We start from the raw sequence: 16,577 nt of genomic DNA on the forward strand, positions 1-16,577 counted from the left end.
ACACAGGGGGCCACCACCAGTACGAGCGCCGCGCTGCGTAGAGTCTCGGTCCTTCCAACAACCCCTCGTTGACCCGCGCGTGCTGTACCAGCCTACCTGCGTTCGCAGGAAGGGCAGGGAGTGTCCACACGCAGGCAGAGAGGTGTTGAGGCGTCTGAACCGGGCGTAATTCCGACCTCTGTCAAACGGAAGGGAGGACCCAGCGGCTCGTCATGCGAATCGCTCACGTCATGACGCGTGTTTTGACGCACTCATGACGCAGCGACTGAATTTTGGGTAGGCACAGCGGCGCCTTGAGCTCCAGCACCATGAGGGTGATGACGCCATCGCTGAACGCTTCCAGCCTGTTCTTGTTCATGCTTCCACCTTCGCACCCTGCGAGCCGCCCGGCGGACGGCAGTGGCCCGATGCGAAAATCCTGGCACGAGACAACGATGTCGCGTGAGTCAGGTGGAGCGCTGCTCGACCGGAGCGGTCTCGCCCACCTCGAGGCGTGTTCGCAGCCAGTGTGCCAGCACCTCGGCCTGCTCCTGGCGGTCGAAAATGGCGATGGTTTCCTGGCGCACGCCACCGTCGGCGGTGAAGAGTTCGAGCGTGAGCTGGTGGTAGGTGTAGGGACGCCCCCGGTGTGTGCAAATATAGGGGGCGACGCGGAGCGACCGCACGTTGCGCCACCGCATGTCGAGCCGGTGCCTGCGTGTGGAGATGGGGGGCAGGGAGAGGGTTCGCGCCTCGGCGTGGAGGCGCAGGTCATGGTACCCGGCCTTCTGCCGTGCGTGGGACCACCGCCCGGCGAACACCCCGCAGGCGATGATGGCACCCCAGGCCCCCACACCCACGGGTAGCGGTGCGTTGAATCCCCCAGTGAGTCCGCCGAGCATGGCGGCGAACGCCAGGGCGGAGCCCCCCAGGGCCAGGAACACCGACGCTGCCGTCCCCATTCCACCGAGCTCTACGCACTCGCTGCCGTCCTCCCGGGGGAAGATGGACAAGAGCGGCGGCTCCGGCTTGAAGGCTCGCCCCAGCATGCCGAACAGCCAGAGCACCGTCAGGTTGAAGGGCAACAGGGCCATGAGCAGGAACAGCTTCGCGCTCCCCACCTGGTTGGCCATGCTGGAGATGGCGAAGAAGTCCATGGCCACCGTGGCGGTCGTCCACAGCGACGCGATCACGAGCAAGACGATGAACCAGGCCACGCGAGCGAGCATGGTCCCAGTCTACCGGGACTCCTTGGAGGAACTCCCCCGGGTTCGCTCAGGCCAATTCAGGGAGATGACGAAGGCTGGCTGCTGAGGCAGCCCCTGCTCATCTCGCAGTCGTCGAGGGGCCCATACCCGATGCAACACGCTTCACAGAAGGACGAATGGGAGGGGTGTTGAGGGTGATGGCTGATGCAGAGGGGTCGAGGAGGGCCGCTGACGTGTGCCGCCGAGCTGTGCGCCAGGCTGAGGAAGGGGCGGTGCATCCTGCTTTGGGCACACAGAGGGCAGTCCCAGGTGCTCCAGAATGGCGCTCACCCCACAGGGAGCTGTCAGGTACGCCAGCACCCGACGCCTGCCGCCACACCTCACGCAGGCCCACACGTCCAGCGCGAACGTCCTGCGTAGCAGCCCCGCCTGGTCCAATCGTTGGAAGCTGTAAGGCTTACGCCGCCCGGAGTGGCGTAAGCCTGTCAGGCGCAGCAGTCAGGCGCCAGGACAGCGGTCATCACCCCGGCTCAGCACAGCACGCTTTCACACAGGGCGGTTCGCGCTCACGGCTTCTTGGGTGTCGTGAGCGAAGGTGCCGTCGGAGCGGGGTCCACCAGCGTGTCCCACTCGATGTCTGCGTTGATATCCTCCAGCCGCCCGGTGGTCTGCTGCCGTCGATCCTCCTTCCCGAGGTCGCCGGGGTGGACGATGCCGTAGGGCAACTTGATGGCCTGCGCCGCGTCGCGCGCCTTGAGCGCCTTGTCGCGGCTGACGCGCAGCTCCCCCCTCTTGCGCTGCACTCCGCGCGCCGCGGCGGCCCTGTCCAGATAGTGCTCCCGCCGCATCTTCAGCTCATCGCGTTCCGGACCGTCCTTCAGCCTCGAGATTTCGCGCTGCAGCTCGGCCGCGGTGGCCTCGAGCTCGCGAGCGAGCGTCGGGTCATTCAGCCGGGGGTCGCTCTCCACCGACTCGATCTCCACGTCGACAGCGCGTAGATTCCGGGTCGCTGTCGCCACCTCTGCCTCTTTGTTTTCCTGGGCCTTCTTGTGCTTGGGGTCCAGCTTCGCGTTGTAGGCGCGCGTGTTCGCGTCGAGCAGCCTGGCGTTGGCGCTCAGGGTGCGCAGCCGCTGATAGAGGCGGACCAGCGCCTCCAGGTCGTCGCCCCGGTTCACGGCGCGGAGCACGGCGCGCTGTCCCGGGTCCAGGTGGTTCCCCAGTGAGACCAGGAAGGACTCGTTCCGGGTCTGGAGCCACGTCGTGAGCTTCTTCCGGTTCACCGGTCCCTTGAGCTTCTTGCGCTGGATGAAGTCCGCGTTGTCCTTCGCCAGCTTCGTCGCGGCCGCGCCCGTGCGTCCCGGCAGCATCTCGGCCGCGGTGGTCGCGGGTCCGGTGTCGGGTGTCACCCGCGAGACAAACGTGACGGGCGTGACGAAGGGGGCCAGGTTGTTCGCGGGGTTGGGCACGAAGCGGTCGCCCAGGTTCGCCTTGTGCCGCACGCCGCCGACATCGGGCCGCGGCTGGCTCCAGACGATGGCCACGCGGTAGCGAGCTCCGGGGGGCGTCTTGACCAGGTCCTTCCCCGTCTCCCAGTGGGAGAAGATGACGCTGTGCCCACCCCCTTCCGAGGAGTTGCCGTTGTAGAGGTACAGCCAGTCTCCCGTCTGGAACTCGCTGAACTTCTCGAAGGGAAGATGCGGTTGCCGGTAGTAGCGCGCTCCCTTGCCGGGGTTCTCCGCCTCCGCTTTCGCCGCCGCCTCCGCCTGCGGCGTTCCCTCGTGCAGCGGTCCCAGGCCGCCGGGAGTTGGCGAACCCTCCTTGCCTGCCCCTTCCTGCCCGTGGCCGCAGGATGGGGGCATCTCGACCACGCCCGGAGACTCCTCGGTGGGAAGGTCCGGCCTCGAGACCCGCTTCGGGTTCGCGACGTCAATCGACCTGCCCGTGTTGAACACCGCGGCGCCCAGCGGGTCGAAAGACCCCATCACCCCTCCGGCGAAACCGGACCCGGGCGGGGTGGCGCCGGCGTAGTGGTGGACGATCTGCACCCAGTGGAAGCAGAACTGTGCATGCACCCGCTGGTCGAACGAGCCGGGCCGGTAGATGCCGTTCGCGAGGATGTGGGCCGAGAGGAGGAGGCGCTGCTGCGCGGTGGTCGCCCCTCTGTCGGAGCCGTTGAACAAGCGGTCGGGGATGCGCCGGGTGAGGATGAAGTCCTGAAGCTTCTGGCGCTGGGTGTCCGTGAACAGCGCCTCGAGCCTTGCGGCCGTCAGCGGGGCCGGCGGCACGCCGAACACGTTCAACACGTCCGCGAACTCGGTGTTGAAGGAAGAGGCGAACGCCTCCCACACCGTGGTCCTGGGCAACGTCGGGCCGGCGAGCGCCTCCAGGCGGGCGAGCTCGGCACGCAGATGCTGAATTGTCGCGTTGTCGGCCCCGGGGGGCTGCCGCGCCAGCCAGCGGCGAATCCTGGCAATCTCAGCTCGGACGGCCAGCGGGTTCGAGCCGTTGATGCTGTTCTTCAGTGACTGCGGCTCGTCCGTGTCGTCCCCCAGGAGTGTCGCGTCCAATGGCTGTCGGCGGAGTGTGTTCGCACCACCCTGGAGGGTGTGCGCCAGCTCGTGCGCCAGCAACCGGTCTCCGGTGGCCGTCCCCGGCCCGTAGCGCCCGGGGGCGAAGACCACGTCGCTCCCGACGGAGTAGGCGTGCGCGCCCACCGCCAGGGCGCTCTGTGCGGCCCGCGCGTCGTCGTGCACGCGCACGGAGGAGAAGTCGGCGCCCCCGAAGCGGCCTTCCATCGCGTCGCGCGCGGCGGGCTCCAGCGGGCGCCCGGGCCGAGCGAGCACCTCGTGGACGACCGGAGGCGCGAGCGCGAGCGGCGCTCCCGCTTCCGCATTCCCCCGGCGCAGCCCCGAGCCGACAGGCGCCGGTTGCGGCGTCCGCATGACCTTGTCGGCCACCGCGTCTGCCTCGCGCTCGAATGGGTCCCCCGGGGAGCTGATGGCCAGCTCGCGCTGAAGCCGTGGCGGTGTGATGGGGATGCGGGCGAAGTCGAACGGGGAACCGGGAGCGACCGGCGGCGACAGCGCGCCTCCCACGCCCGCCTCCGAAGTGGCGCGCCCGACGGCTGGGTGCAGCGATTCCCGCTTCGGGGCAGGAGCATGCGCCGAAGAAGAACGTGGCCTCTGGTCGAACGCGAACATGGAGGAGCCCCCTTCGTGGACGATGACGATAGAGCCGTCGAGAGGCGGACGCAAAGCGTAGGAGAGCCGGAGGCCTGGGCGTCATCCGGCCCGGCCGACAGGATGACGATGTCGCGGCGCCTGGTAGTCTTCGCGGGAGTGGACCGTAGCCTCGTTGACAGAATACTTGAGAGGCATTCCGTGCGCTGGCGTCTGTCTCCAGAATGCCGGAAGCATCCATCCAGGGGGCGCGAGAATGAGGCGTGTCGAAAGGCGTGAACAGAAGGCCGCGGCCGTCATCCTCGCCGCGGGTGAGGCCCCGCGTGAAGTCCCTCACGCCTCGCCCATAGAGGGGTTCAGTGAGCCCCTGGCTTCGTCTCCAAAATGTCTCCAAGACTGGAGGGGACTCCGGGTGACAGGTGGGACTGCCGAGGATTCACCCGTGGACTCGAAGTGCCCGGATCTACCAAGGCCCGCGAGCCGCTTCCCGGAGTGATGCCCACCGGGTCATCCCCGAGGTCCGGCTGTCGAAAGTCGGCCCCTTGGTTCGTCGTGAGCTGGCAGGTGGGTCCGGCGTGGACCGGACCGCTTTCAGCAACTCCTGGCCAGGAAAGGTGACATGAAGCTGTTTCTGACTTCCGCGGGTATCAAGAACCCGAGCATCCGCAACGCGCTCATCGACCTGCTCGGCAGGCCGATCGCCGAGTGCAACGCGCTCTGCATCCCGACAGCCGGTCATGGCCACCCGATGATGACGCCGGCGCACTCGTGGCGCTTCGTCAGCGGCCAGGAGCCGCAATGCCCGATGGCCGAGCTCGGGTGGAAGTCGGTGGGCCTGCTGGAGCTCACGGCGCTGCCGACGATCCCGCGCGAGCGGTGGACGTCGTGGGTGCGCGCGGCGGACGTGCTGCTGGTCAACGGCGGCGACGCGCTCTACCTGGCGCACTGGATGCGGCAGTCCGAGCTGGCCGAGCTGCTGCCGTCGCTTGAGCAGCTCGTCTGGGTGGGGCTCAGCGCCGGCAGCATGGTGATGGCGCCGCGGGTCGGCGACTTCTTCGTCGAGTCCAAGCCGCCGATCACGGGCGACGACCGCGCCCTGGGCCTGGTGGACTTCTCAATCTTTCCCCACCTGGCGCACCCGGACCTGCCGCACAACACGCTGGCGAACGCGCAACGCTGGGCCGCGGACATCGCCGGGCCGGCGTATGCCATCGACGACGACACCGCGATCCAGGTGGTCGACGGCGCCGTCGAGGTCGTGTCTGAGGGCACCTGGAAGTTCTTCGCGCCCTGAGGGCGCGCGGGGTAACGATGACGGGCGGCGACGGGCGAGAGTTTCCCCGCCCTTCGTTTTTCCGTCATTCACCCTCTGCCCATGGAAGGGGCGCCGGGACGCGGCCTGTCCCCCTCGAGCGGGCCTTCTCTCGCTACCAGACCTCGCAGGTGTTCGGCCGCACCATGCGGCTGCCCGCCCTGCACTGGAAGGCGTCCGCGAACGCCGGCAGGTTGCTCAGCGTGCCATTCGCGCGGAAGCGCCCCGGGGCATGCGGGTCCGTCAGCAGGTTCCGGCGCTGCACGTCCGGCCGCCACACCTCGCACCACAGTTGAGCGTAGGCCAGGAAGAGCTCCTGGCGCGGCGTGTAGTCCTTCAGCCCTGGCGCCACCGTGCCCTCGGCGGCCTCGCGCGCCAGGAGCGCCTCGTACGCCACCCGCAGGCCCCCGAGGTCCGCGATGTTCTCCCCGAGCGTCAGCTTCCCGTTCACGTACGTCCCCGGCAGTGCCTCATAGGAGGCGTACTGGTCCACCAGGCACTGGGCCCGCTCCTCGAAGCGCTCCGCCACCGGCGCCGCCCACCAGTCGCGCAGCGAGCCCTCGCCGTCGTAATGCCGCCCCTGGTCATCGAAGCCGTGCGTCAGCTCGTGCCCCATCACCGCCCCGATGGCGCCGAAGTTCGACGCCAGCGAGGCGCTGACGGCGAAGAAGGGCCGCTGGAGGATGCCCGCCGGGAACACCATCTGATTGCGCGTGGGCGCGTAGTACGCATTCACCTCGATGGGTGACATGGCCCACAACCCGTCGTCCGCCGGCGCATCCAGGCTGGCCGCGTTGTCCCGGTACGCCTTCCGCGTCAGCGTGAGCTGGTTGCCCAGGTATGACGTGGGCCCGATGCCCAGTCCCTCGTAGCTCACCCACCGGTCCGGGGAGCCGACGTCGTCGCGCATCTGCGTCAGCTTCGCGAACGCCTCCGCCCGTGTCGCGTCATCCAGCCAGGACGCCGTCTCCACCCGCTGGCGGAACGCGGCGCGCACCCCCTCCAGCACCCGGCGCGCCTCGGCGCGGCTGTCCTCCTTGAAGTGGCGCGCCACGTAGGGCCGCGCGAGCGCATGCCCCATGTCCGACACCGCGCGGTTGTAGCAGGTCCACCACCGCGGAGCCGCCTCCTGCTGGCCGGCGAAGAACCGGGCGTGGAAGTCGAACTCCTCCGTCAAGACCTCCTGGTCCAGTGCGCTGGCCGCGACCTCCAGGAGCCGCCAGCGCAGGTAGCTCTTCACGTCCTCCAGCGGCTGCTGCGCCAGGAGTGAACCCAGCGCGTCGAAGTACGAGGGGACCTGCACGTTCAGCTCCTCGAAGCTGCCCACCCCCGCCTCCCGCCAGAAGGCGTCCCAGTCGAACTGCGGCACGCGCGCCACCAGGTCCACGCGCCGGGTGCGGTGGTAGGTGGCCAGCGGGTCCCGCTGCGACTCGCGGTCCTGCGAGGCCCGGGCCAGCGCCGTCTCCAGGCGCAGCACCGCGTCCGCGTCGAGCCGAAGGCCCGGCGCCAGCATCGCGGCGAGCCGCGACACGTGCTGCCGGTAGCGGACCCGCACGGGCTCGTATTGTGCGTCGAGGAAGTAGTGCCGGTCCGGCAGCGACAGCCCGCCCTGGTCCAGCGTGGCAAGGTGGCGGCGCGCATCCACCGGGTCCACCCCGACGTAGAAGGAGAAGAGGGGTTCCGCGCCCACCTCCCACAGCTTCGCCAACGCCCGAGGCAGCTCCTGGACGCTGGTGACCGCGTCCACGGCGCCCAGCAGGCCCTGCAGCTCCGCGCGCGATGACCGGAGCCCCGGCGCATTCATGCAGCTGCGGTAGTAGTCCGCTACCAGCGCGCCCTCCGGGTCATCCGCCTGGCGCTTCCCCGCGAGGTTGTCATCGATGATGCCTTGCAGGATGGGGAACTGGTCCTGGTAGGGCTTGAAGAAGCGCGCGTCGTATGACGCATTGTCCGGGAGCGCGTGGCGCTTCACCCATCCTCCACAGGCGAAGGCATGGAAGTCCTCGCAGGGGTTGACGGACGTGTCCATGGCCGAGAGGTCCACGTGGGTTTCCCGCAGCGGCTCCTCGACCGGGTCCTCCGTGTCACCACAGCCCATGCCCATCACGAGTACCGCGAGGGTGCCTCCCCACCAGGCTCTTTGCATTCCGGCGTTCCTATCACAGTCCGCCGGAACGCCTGGATCGTCCTCCGGGGCCATGTCTGGGAATGAAGCCCGCTTGCGCTGGGACGCACGTGCCCATCCTCGCTTGAGCGAGGTGGGCTACAAATCATGAGGGACGGGGGCCGGAGGAACGGGAGGGACGCAGGGGCCGCGATGCACGGCGGACGAAGCCGGAGCCTCCCTCACTCGGGGGCGAGGGAGGCCCGGTGCGTCAGTGACGGTGTCAGGCTTCTGGCGGAATGCAGTACTGGGGGAAGAGATTGCACGGGTAGCAGGTGCCGCTCCTGCAGACCTCGTTGACACCACATTTGCCGGCCGCGTCACAGCGCCTGAGCTCCTGCTCCTGCGACCCTGGCGCGGCCTCCTGCGCGGGCTCCTCGATGGTTCCACCGCATCCGGCCAGTACCAGCACCGCCATCAGTCCCATGCCCCGAATCCACAGCGCATTCATGAATGACTCCTGGGTTTGAGGAGCCTCCATGATTGCACTTTTTTTGTGTCTCGCCGCTCGTAAACAAAGAAACCAGATGTAGGGCCTCGCCCGGTATGCCTGCCCAGAGTCCTGTTGCTGCGTCGTAGGTGCGCCGAGGCTGTATCAATCGAGCGTCATCACAGTGAGCGACGGGCCGTCGGGCCATCTTCCATGCTTGAGGTGTCGGAAGCCGTCGGTCCCCTGTCTGCACCACGCCCAACGTTTGCGTGCGACAGCGACAGCACCCTCTGGGCGTGCAGGTCCTCCTCGAACAAGTTCGACAGGAACGCCCGCACCTGCTCTTCGTTGATGGCCACCTTGCGTACCAGCATGGCCTCTCCTCCTGCTGCACATCACCACCCCACCTCGCACGGAGCCGGCGGGCAGACGACTGGCGATCAGCTCGCTGAAATGAGGGGATTGCCCAGTCATCGCCCCGGAGGCGGGTAGGCCTGTGGCGCAGGAGACGAATACCGCCGGCCGGGGAGTCGCGTTCCACTCTCGGGGCAGAGTGGACATCGCCCCACCGGGCAGTCGCTGCGTCCTCCCAGCGACACGCCCGCGAACCAATTGTTACGTGACTTGACGCGACACCCCGTTCGCGCGCTCCAATTCCTGTCATGACGACACGGAAACTCTGCCTTTCGCTGGCTGTGATTGCAGGGGGAGTCGGATGCGCGAGCACACCGCCCGCGAAGCCGCTGGCGCAGCGGCTTCCGCTCGCGCCAGGGTCGGAGGCCCGCATGGAGGAGGCCCGCCCCGCGACGCCTCCCGCCGATGGGCCGGGGCTGCGCTTCGACGTCCTGCCGCTCCAGGCGGAGGTCATCGTGAACGGCCAGCCGGCCGGCACGGTGGAGCACCTGCGCTTCGCGGGAGGCGTGCTCGCGCTGCCCCCGGGCATCCACCAGGCCAGCATCCGCTACCCGGGCCCTGTGACCTGGCGCGCGGAGGTGTCGGTGGGTGACCGCCCGGAGTCCATCCAGGTGACGCTGACACCGAAGCCCTGAAGTGCGTGTTCGTGCCGGCCGACCAGCTAGGGCCCCTGGGCGCGGAGTTCCCGCTCCAGCTCACCTGCCAGCGAGGAAGCCCCGTCGTCTCCGGAAGGGTGCAGGTCGTCGAGCACGGCACGACGGGCCGCGTGCGCGGCTCCTTCGTGAAGTACGTCGAGCTGGACCCCGGCGGCCTGGCGCTCCCGCTGAACCCCGTCGCCCCAGGCCCCCGCGCACGCACGCACGCCCCTTGGGGCCCATCCTCCGGGTGCTCGCGGAGCTGGCCGTGCGTTCTGGGAGCCGCTGGCGCCCGCTGCCACCTTCCGCTCAGGGGACTGGGTGCGCACCGGGCATCTGGCGACCGCGCGCCAGCGGCGACAAATGATTGGCGAATGAAATAGCTGGAGCGGCGGGCTCAGCGCTCTCTGGGGGAGCGCTTCGTCGTCAGTCCCTCGGGCCCGCGCGAGGCCGCGAGGGTGTCCGACGGGCTCTCTTCGAAGAGCTTCTTGTACTCGACGCTGAACCGTCCGCCGGACACGAAGCCGAGTGAGGCCACGACGCCAGCGACAGTCGTCCCCGGCGCGCCCGCGAGCAGCGTTTGTCGCGCAATCTCGAAGCGACGGCGGCGGAGGAACGCACCCGGCGGCATTCCTCGCGCCGCGATGAACGCAGCGCGAAGTGAGCGCTCCGGCACCCCGGCGGCAGCCACGATATCGGCCAGGGAGATGGCCTCACCTGCGTGCGCCTCGATGAACTCCTCCGCGCGACGCACGGAAGCGGGCGCCACGCGGCGCGGGGGAGCTTCGAGGAGGCTCGATGCGCTGTGGCGCGTGCCCGTGAGGAGCGCTGTCAGGAGCGCGTCCCGCAGCGAGGCCACGAGGAACGACGACACGGAAGGCTGCTCCAGGGCTTCCGCGAACAGCTTCAGGAGCGGACCGGCCCCGGCGGCCGAGGTGAGGTCCAACGCGACGTCGAAGACGAGCGGCCCGCGGGGCTCACTGCTCGTGAGTGCCGTGAGATGGGACTCGAGTGTGGCGCGTTCGATTGCCACGGAGCGCCCCTGGAAGGCCGGAAGGCACTCCTGCATGACGGGGCGCTCCGGCGAGAAGACCGCGCCGCGCCGCTCGGGCTCCAACTCGTAGGGCTCGTTCGCGTGGAGCCCGTGGGCCTTGCCGCGCAACGCGCCCGCGATGATGTAGCGCCCGAGGACCTGGGGAACCGTGCACCGGCCGCCGGTGGGCCAGGTCCCGTGGATGAGACGAATCGCCCCGCAGGTGATGACTTTCAGCTCGCATGAGAAGGCAAGCCCTCGTGAAGGCTCCACCTTCGACTCCGAGTAGAGGCCACTGAATACGGCGCGCGCCTCCTCGAGATCCGCCATGTGGTGGACGCGGCGCTCGGGAACCAGCCACACGTCCGTCGTGCGCATGCGCCCCGAAGACGAAGCCGCCCGTTGGTTCGGCGGCTCCGAAGCAGGTGGTCTCAGCATACTCGTCCAGGAAGGACCGCCCCCAGTCCACCATTCATCGCCGCAGGCCAGGACTCACCCACCCGCTGGCCTTGCGGAAACCACTGCGAATTTCTGAGCGATTGGAACAGGCTCGATAAGATGTATTTCTTCAAGCCCGAGTGAGAGGGTTCACACTACAGCTCAGGCCTGACAACTCCCAGTGAAATACGACTAAGTGGAAATACTGTGTAGGTATGAGTCTCAGGCTCACGGATGGACTGGAAGCGTTTGAGTGCTGGCAGCCCGGGGTGGCTCTGCTCCTCCAGCCCCGGCTCCGTCCCCGCTTGAGGGAACCACCACCTTCCGGCGCGCGGGCGCGCGGGGGCTTCAGTACAGCCAGCGCAGCCGGGACGAGAAGGAGTTGCGGCCGCACGTCAGCAGGTGGGTGCCGCCGCCCGAGCAGCAATACTGCTCCGCACCCTCGACGGAGCAGAACGTGCCCGCGAGGGTGTCGCACGTCGGGTAGCCGGAGCACGTGGAGGGGCAGGGCTTGACCCTCTCATGTGGTTCATGCGTGTCAGCGGCCTGCCGGAGGGTGTCACTTTGGCTCGAGTTGGGCGCCCGTGCTCGGCTCGCTCTACCAGCTCTCCGCCGCGGCGGATGGAACGGCGTGGGGCATCGGGGTGACGACCGCCCGCGAAGTCGCCCCTCCCACCCCCGAGGGCAATCCCGCCGTGGGCCTGTGCCACCGCGTCCGCATCGTCCCGGGGTCCGGGGCCGGAGGACGGCGGGGCCCTCGGGCTCCAGGGAAGGAGGGGGGCGTGCATGAGGCCCGACTGCTCTTGCAGCGGAGTTGCGTGGCTTACCTTCAACAAACATCGCGAAGGGAGAGCTGCCATGGCCCAGGCGACGAAGGCAATCGAGTCCGAGCTCCAGGCCCACCTGCTGTCCGCGCTCGTCAATCCGGAGCAGACGCGTCTGGATGCGTGGAACCGGCTGCGTGAGGGAATCACCCGGGTGGCCTCGGGAATGTCCAGGGGTGAGGACACGCACGAGCTGGAGCAGCGGCTCCAGGCGCTCTTCACGTGGCTGCACCCCATGGAGCGCTTGTTCGTCTTCCCGGGTGAGGCACGGCTGGCGGCCCTCGTCGAGGCGGCGCGACGGCGGGACGTGGGCCTGCTGGAGCCGAAGGTGCGGCGGCTGGTCGGCCTGTTGAGCCAGCATGGAGATCGCGCCAGCCAGCTCGACGGCCATGAGCCGGCGATGCCCGGGCAGGACATGCCCCACTACTTCACCGTGCTGGTGGCCGATGACATCTCCCACGAGATGTTCTCCCGGCTCCGGCGCGGCATGCAGCAGGCCCAGGCCGGCGAGCGGCAATTCGTCTATGAGCCGCTGCACGTGACCTCGCTCGAGGACGCGTTGGTGGCGGCCCTCTTCAACAACGAGGTGCAGGCCTGCCTCATCCGGAAGGACCTGCCCGTGCGCTCGCGCCAGCCGGTGGAGGCCCTGCGCGTCGCGCTGGAGCCGGTGCTGGCCGCGGCGGAGAAGGGCCAGGAGGAATGCGGCGTGGTGCTGGCGCACTGGCTGCGGGACATGCGCCCGCAGCTCGACCTCTACCTCGTGACGGACGAGTCACTGGCCGCGCGCGAGCTGCACACCTCGCGCAACTTCAACCGCGTCTTCTACCTCTACGAGTCCCCCCACGAGCTGCACGTCACGTTGGTGGACGGCGTGCGTGAGCGCTACCGCACGCCCTTCTTCGACGCGCTCCGGCACTACGCGTCCCGGCCCATCGGCAACTTCCATGCGCTGCCCATCGCTCGCGGGCACTCCGTCTTCAACTCCCGGTGGCTGCGAGACATGGGGGAGTTCTACGGCACCAACCTCTTCATGGCCGAGTCGTCCTCCACCGCGGGGGGACTCGATTCGCTCCTGGAGCCCACGGGCACCATCCGCCAGGCGCAGGAGAAGGCCGCGCGCACCTTCGGGGCGGAGCACACGTTCTTCGTCACCAACGGGACGTCGACGGCGAACAAGATTGTCCACCAGACGCTGCTGGAGCCCGGGGACGTGGTGCTCATCGACCGCAACTGCCACAAGTCCCACCACTACGGGCTCGTGCTGGCGGGGGCGCAGCCGGTGTACCTGGACGCCTACCCGTGCCAGCCCTTCGCCATCTACGGCGGAGTCCCCCTGCGCACGCTCAAGCAGAAGCTGCTGGAGCTCAGGGATGCGGGGCGCCTGGAGCGGGTGAAACTGGTGGTGCTCACCAACTGCACCTTCGACGGGCTCGTCTACCACCCGCTGCGCGTCATGGAGGAGCTGCTCGCCATCAAGCCGGACCTGGCCTTCCTCTGGGACGAGGCCTGGTTCGCCTTCGCGGGCTTCGCGCCGCTGCCGCGTCAGCGCACGGCCATGGCCAGCGCGAAGCGCCTCTCGGAGCGCCTGCGCGGCAGCGCCTACCGCGAGGAGTACCGGGCCTGGAAGGCGAAGCAGGGGAGCGCGCCCCTGACGCTGGAGGCCGCGCTGGAGCAACCGCTGCTGCCGGACCCGGACAAGGTCCGCATCCGCGTCTACGCCACCCAGTCCACCCACAAGTCCCTGTCCGCCTTCCGGCAGGGCTCCATGATTCACATCCGCGATGATGACTTCGAGCGCCGCGCGGAGGAGCCCTTCCGCGAGGCGTACTTCACGCACATCACCACGTCGCCCAACCACCAGCTCGTCGCCTCGCTGGACCTGGCACGCCGGCAGATGGACCTGGAGGGGTTCGCCATGGTGAAGGAGGCGTACCAGCTCGCGCTGCGGATGCGGGAGCGGATGCGGGAGAACCCGCTGCTGCACCGCTACTTCCGCATGCTGGACGTGGATGACCTCGTGCCCCGCGAGTACCGCGCCTCGGGGTTGGAGCGCTACGTGGGCGATGGAGGGGCCACCGTGGCGTCGCTCACCCGGGCGTGGGCGGACGACGAGTTCGTGTTGGACCCCACGCGGCTGACGCTCTACACGGCCCTCACGGGCAACAATGGCTTCCAGTTCCGCGGCCGCGTGTTGATGGGCCAGCTCGGCATCCAGGTGAACCACACGTCCATCAACACCGTGTTGATGAACGCGACCATCGGCGTGACATGGGGCTCGCTGTCGTACCTGCTGGACGGGCTGAAGCACGAGGCGCGCGCCCTGGAGTCGTGGCTGGCGCATGCGTCCGGGGCGGAGCGCCGTCTCTTCGAATCCCGCGTGCACGCCATCACCGACGCGCTGCCGCCCCTGCCCGACTTCAGCGGCTTCCACGAGGCCTTCCAGCCTTCGGGAGGCGTGGGGGAGGGTGACCTGCGCGCGGCCTTCTATCGCGCCTACCGCGAGGAGGACTGCGAATACGTCCCCCTGCCGGAGGCGGCGGCCACGCTGGAGTCGGGACGCACGCTGGTCTCCACCCGCTTCGTGGTGCCGTACCCTCCGGGCTTCCCCATCCTGGTGCCGGGCCAGCGCGTGAGCGCGGGCATCATCGAGTTCATGCGCAAGCTGGACGTGAAGGAGGTGCACGGCTACCGGCCGGAACTGGGGCTGCGCGTCTTCACCGAGAAGGCCCTGGAGCGCGGCACCGCGGAGGAAGGTGCGCGTGCCGAGGCCTACCCGCGTGGCCTGCCCCCGCAGCCGGAGCCGCGCTTTCACTGAGCACGGAGCGGGAGAGGAAGGAGCCGGTGCCGGGCCTTCACCGGGCCCGGAGCGGAAAGGGAAGGATGGCCATGGTGCTCGACTCACGACGTCCTGACGCGCGACCCGGGAAGGCGGCCCCTCCTGCCCGCGGATGGGCGCGGGCGGTGCTCCTGTCAGGGCTCCTTGCCCCCGCGTTCGTCCTCGCGGCGGAGGAGGTGGCGGGCAAGCCACGGCATGGCTTCCTGGGGCGCATCTTCGCGCTGCTCGGGAGTGATGACTTCACCGCGCTGTTCCTGGTGGTGGCGCTGGGCTACCTGTTGGGCCGCGTTCGCATCCGGCGCATCAGCCTGGGCACCACCGCGGCCACGTTGGTGGTGGGCCTGGCGCTGAGCCTCGTCTCGGTGTCGGTGTTCGGCGTGCGGCTGAAGGTGGACCCCTTCGTGCAGACGCTCTTCTTCAACTTCTTCATGTACGCCGTGGGCCTGCGCGTGGGGCCGCAGTTCTTCGCGGGGCTGGAGCGTGACGGGAAGCGCTTCGTCCTCACGACGCTGGTGGTGTGCGTGGTGGCGCCCGCGCTGGCCATCCTGTGCGGCCTGCTGTTCCGGCTGCCGGGAGGCGCGGTGGCGGGCACGCTGGCGGGAGGAATGACGGCCTCGGCCGCGCTGGGGGCGGCCCAGTCCGCGGTGACGTCCGGCGCGGTGCCCGGTAGCGAGAGCGCGGCGGTGGGTGGCAACCTCGCGGCCGCGTTCGCAATCACCTACATCCTCAGCATGATTGGCTTCGTCCTGCTGGTGAAGTACCTGCCGCGGATGTTCCACCGGAACCTGGAGAAGTCGGCCGAGGACATGGAGAAGGAGCTCGGTGGCGACTCGAACATGGCCCCGCCCGGGACGGACAAGGCGTTCGAGGTGGGCTACATCCCCCTGGTGGTGCGCGCCTACCGCATCGACAACCCGAAGCTGGACGGCGTGACGGTGGCCCAGGTGCGAGAGGTGGCCCCGCGGGTGTCCGTCGAACGCGTGCGGCGTGGGGGCCGGCTGCTCACGCCCGGCGAGGACTTCACCCTGCGGCGCGGGGACGACCTGGCGGTGGCGGGCGATGTTGGCGAGTTCATCCGCCGCCACGGCAACGTGGGGCCGGAGGTGGACGACGCGGCGCTGCGCGACGTTCCGCTGCAGACGGTGGAGTGCGTCGTCACGAACAAGGAACTGGCGGGGCAGTCGCTCCGCGCACTGGCGCCGCGCTTCGGCGGAGGACTGTACCTGGATGCCCTGTTCCGCATGGGCGAGCAGCTCCCCATGCGGGCCAACACGGTGTTGAAGGTCCATGACGTGCTGCGTGTGACGGGGCCGCAGCGGCGGCTGGACGCGCTGGCGGCGCACCTGGGGGTGATGGTGCGGCCCAGTCTGGCCACGGACATCGTCACGCTCGCGGTGGGGCTCGTGCTCGGCGCGCTCGCGGGCATGGTGGCCGTGCCGGTGAAGGGCATCCACGTGGGGTTGGGCACGGCCGCGGCGCTGCTGCTGGCGGGTGTCGTCATCGGCACGCTGCGTGCCCGCAACCCGTCCCTGGGCGGTCCCGTGCCAGAGGCCGCGCGCTCCCTGCTGGAGGACCTCGGCCTGGCCATCTTCATCGCCGCGCTTTCGCTCAACTCCGGACCGGCCGTGGCGGGTGCCATCCAGGGAGGGACGCTGGTGCCGCTCATCCTCTCCGGGCTGGTCGTCGGGTTGCTGCCGCCCGTCATCGGCTACGCGGTGGGCCTGTACGTCTTCAAGCTGAACCCCGCCGTGCTGCTGGGCGCGGTGTGTGGCGCGCGCTGCAACACGGCGGGGCTGAAGGTGGCCCAGGACGAAGCCCACAGCGCGGTGCCCGCCATCGGCTTCGCGGTGCCCACGGCCCTGGGCACCGTGCTCATCACCATCGCGGCCTACCTCCTGGTCGTCGTGCGGTGAGCCGCGTGTTGAGCGCGTCGAGCGCCGAACGCACCTACCAGTACTCGCTCATCCAGTGGCTCGAAGCCCGATTCGGCGAGCCCATCTCGGACTCTGGCACCCTGGATACATCTGCATCCGTATTTCAAATTCACTGAAATGGCGTAGAATCAAGACTTGGCAGTTGACGAACCTCTACGAGTGGCTGCTCGCCCAGCAGCGCCCATGGAGGA

11 protein-coding genes are annotated in these 16,577 nt (G+C 69.0%); 4 read left to right on the top strand and 7 right to left on the bottom strand.

Features of this window, described 5'->3' with window-relative positions; translation table 11 throughout:
- Window positions 1-223: 223 nt before the first annotated feature.
- The 3 genes from OV427_RS30055 to OV427_RS30065 form a co-directional block, all read right to left on the bottom strand.
- Complete coding sequence (locus OV427_RS30055; RefSeq protein ID WP_267859628.1) at window positions 224-358, bottom strand: hypothetical protein; 135 nt, start codon at window positions 356-358, stop codon at window positions 224-226.
- Window positions 359-446: 88 nt separating this feature from the next.
- The gene (locus OV427_RS30060; protein ID WP_267859629.1) at window positions 447-1,208 is read right to left on the bottom strand and encodes a hypothetical protein; all 762 of its coding nucleotides are present in this window, start codon (window positions 1,206-1,208) and stop codon (window positions 447-449) included.
- Window positions 1,209-1,753: 545 nt separating this feature from the next.
- Window positions 1,754-4,282 carry an eCIS core domain-containing protein gene (locus OV427_RS30065; protein WP_267859630.1) on the bottom strand — a complete coding sequence of 843 codons (2,529 nt, stop codon included), beginning with the start codon at window positions 4,280-4,282 and terminating at the stop codon, window positions 1,754-1,756.
- A gap of 703 nt (window positions 4,283-4,985) precedes the next feature.
- Here OV427_RS30065 and OV427_RS30070 point away from each other — a divergent pair.
- A complete protein-coding gene (locus tag OV427_RS30070) occupies window positions 4,986-5,660 on the top strand; it encodes a Type 1 glutamine amidotransferase-like domain-containing protein (RefSeq protein WP_267859631.1) in 675 nt (224 codons plus the stop codon).
- Between the two features lie 133 nt (window positions 5,661-5,793).
- On the opposite strand, the gene OV427_RS30075 is transcribed toward OV427_RS30070, so the two are convergent.
- The 3 genes from OV427_RS30075 to OV427_RS30085 form a co-directional block, all read right to left on the bottom strand.
- Window positions 5,794-7,824 carry a M13 family metallopeptidase gene (locus tag OV427_RS30075; protein WP_267859632.1) on the bottom strand — a complete coding sequence of 677 codons (2,031 nt, stop codon included), beginning with the start codon at window positions 7,822-7,824 and terminating at the stop codon, window positions 5,794-5,796.
- A gap of 241 nt (window positions 7,825-8,065) precedes the next feature.
- Window positions 8,066-8,293 (bottom strand): hypothetical protein, encoded by a 228-nt coding sequence (locus OV427_RS30080; RefSeq protein WP_267859633.1) that lies wholly within the window; start codon window positions 8,291-8,293, stop codon window positions 8,066-8,068.
- Between the two features lie 158 nt (window positions 8,294-8,451).
- Window positions 8,452-8,646 (bottom strand): hypothetical protein, encoded by a 195-nt coding sequence (locus OV427_RS30085; protein ID WP_267859634.1) that lies wholly within the window; start codon window positions 8,644-8,646, stop codon window positions 8,452-8,454.
- A gap of 411 nt (window positions 8,647-9,057) precedes the next feature.
- Between OV427_RS30085 and OV427_RS30090 the strand changes: the two genes are divergently transcribed.
- Window positions 9,058-9,321, top strand: coding sequence for a hypothetical protein (locus OV427_RS30090; RefSeq protein ID WP_267859635.1), 264 nt, complete (start codon window positions 9,058-9,060; stop codon window positions 9,319-9,321).
- A 397-nt stretch (window positions 9,322-9,718) separates the two neighbouring features.
- Here the strand turns inward: OV427_RS30090 and OV427_RS30095 are convergent, their stop codons facing one another.
- Window positions 9,719-10,732, bottom strand: a complete 1,014-nt coding sequence (locus OV427_RS30095; RefSeq protein WP_267859636.1) for an AraC family transcriptional regulator — start codon at window positions 10,730-10,732, stop codon at window positions 9,719-9,721.
- A gap of 918 nt (window positions 10,733-11,650) precedes the next feature.
- Between OV427_RS30095 and OV427_RS30100 the strand changes: the two genes are divergently transcribed.
- Together OV427_RS30100 and OV427_RS30105 are read left to right on the top strand one after the other, a co-directional pair.
- Window positions 11,651-14,431, top strand: a complete 2,781-nt coding sequence (locus OV427_RS30100; protein WP_267859637.1) for an aminotransferase class I/II-fold pyridoxal phosphate-dependent enzyme — start codon at window positions 11,651-11,653, stop codon at window positions 14,429-14,431.
- Between the two features lie 146 nt (window positions 14,432-14,577).
- Window positions 14,578-16,365, top strand: coding sequence for an aspartate:alanine exchanger family transporter (locus tag OV427_RS30105; protein ID WP_267859638.1), 1,788 nt, complete (start codon window positions 14,578-14,580; stop codon window positions 16,363-16,365).
- Window positions 16,366-16,577: the final 212 nt, after the last annotated feature.

This window comes from Pyxidicoccus sp. MSG2 (assembly GCF_026626705.1).
Taxonomy (GTDB): Bacteria; Myxococcota; Myxococcia; order Myxococcales; family Myxococcaceae; genus Myxococcus.

Coding starts and splice junctions, on each gene's coding strand:
- OV427_RS30055 (WP_267859628.1), bottom strand. CDS start 358: ATGAACAAGAACAGGCTGGAAGCGTTCAGCGATGGCGTCATCACCCTC.
- OV427_RS30075 (WP_267859632.1), bottom strand. CDS start 7,824: ATGCAAAGAGCCTGGTGGGGAGGCACCCTCGCGGTACTCGTGATGGGC.
- OV427_RS30085 (WP_267859634.1), bottom strand. CDS start 8,646: ATGCTGGTACGCAAGGTGGCCATCAACGAAGAGCAGGTGCGGGCGTTC.
- OV427_RS30080 (WP_267859633.1), bottom strand. CDS start 8,293: ATGAATGCGCTGTGGATTCGGGGCATGGGACTGATGGCGGTGCTGGTA.
- OV427_RS30095 (WP_267859636.1), bottom strand. CDS start 10,732: ATGCGCACGACGGACGTGTGGCTGGTTCCCGAGCGCCGCGTCCACCAC.
- OV427_RS30060 (WP_267859629.1), bottom strand. CDS start 1,208: ATGCTCGCTCGCGTGGCCTGGTTCATCGTCTTGCTCGTGATCGCGTCG.
- OV427_RS30100 (WP_267859637.1), top strand. CDS start 11,651: ATGGCCCAGGCGACGAAGGCAATCGAGTCCGAGCTCCAGGCCCACCTG.
- OV427_RS30070 (WP_267859631.1), top strand. CDS start 4,986: ATGAAGCTGTTTCTGACTTCCGCGGGTATCAAGAACCCGAGCATCCGC.
- OV427_RS30090 (WP_267859635.1), top strand. CDS start 9,058: ATGGAGGAGGCCCGCCCCGCGACGCCTCCCGCCGATGGGCCGGGGCTG.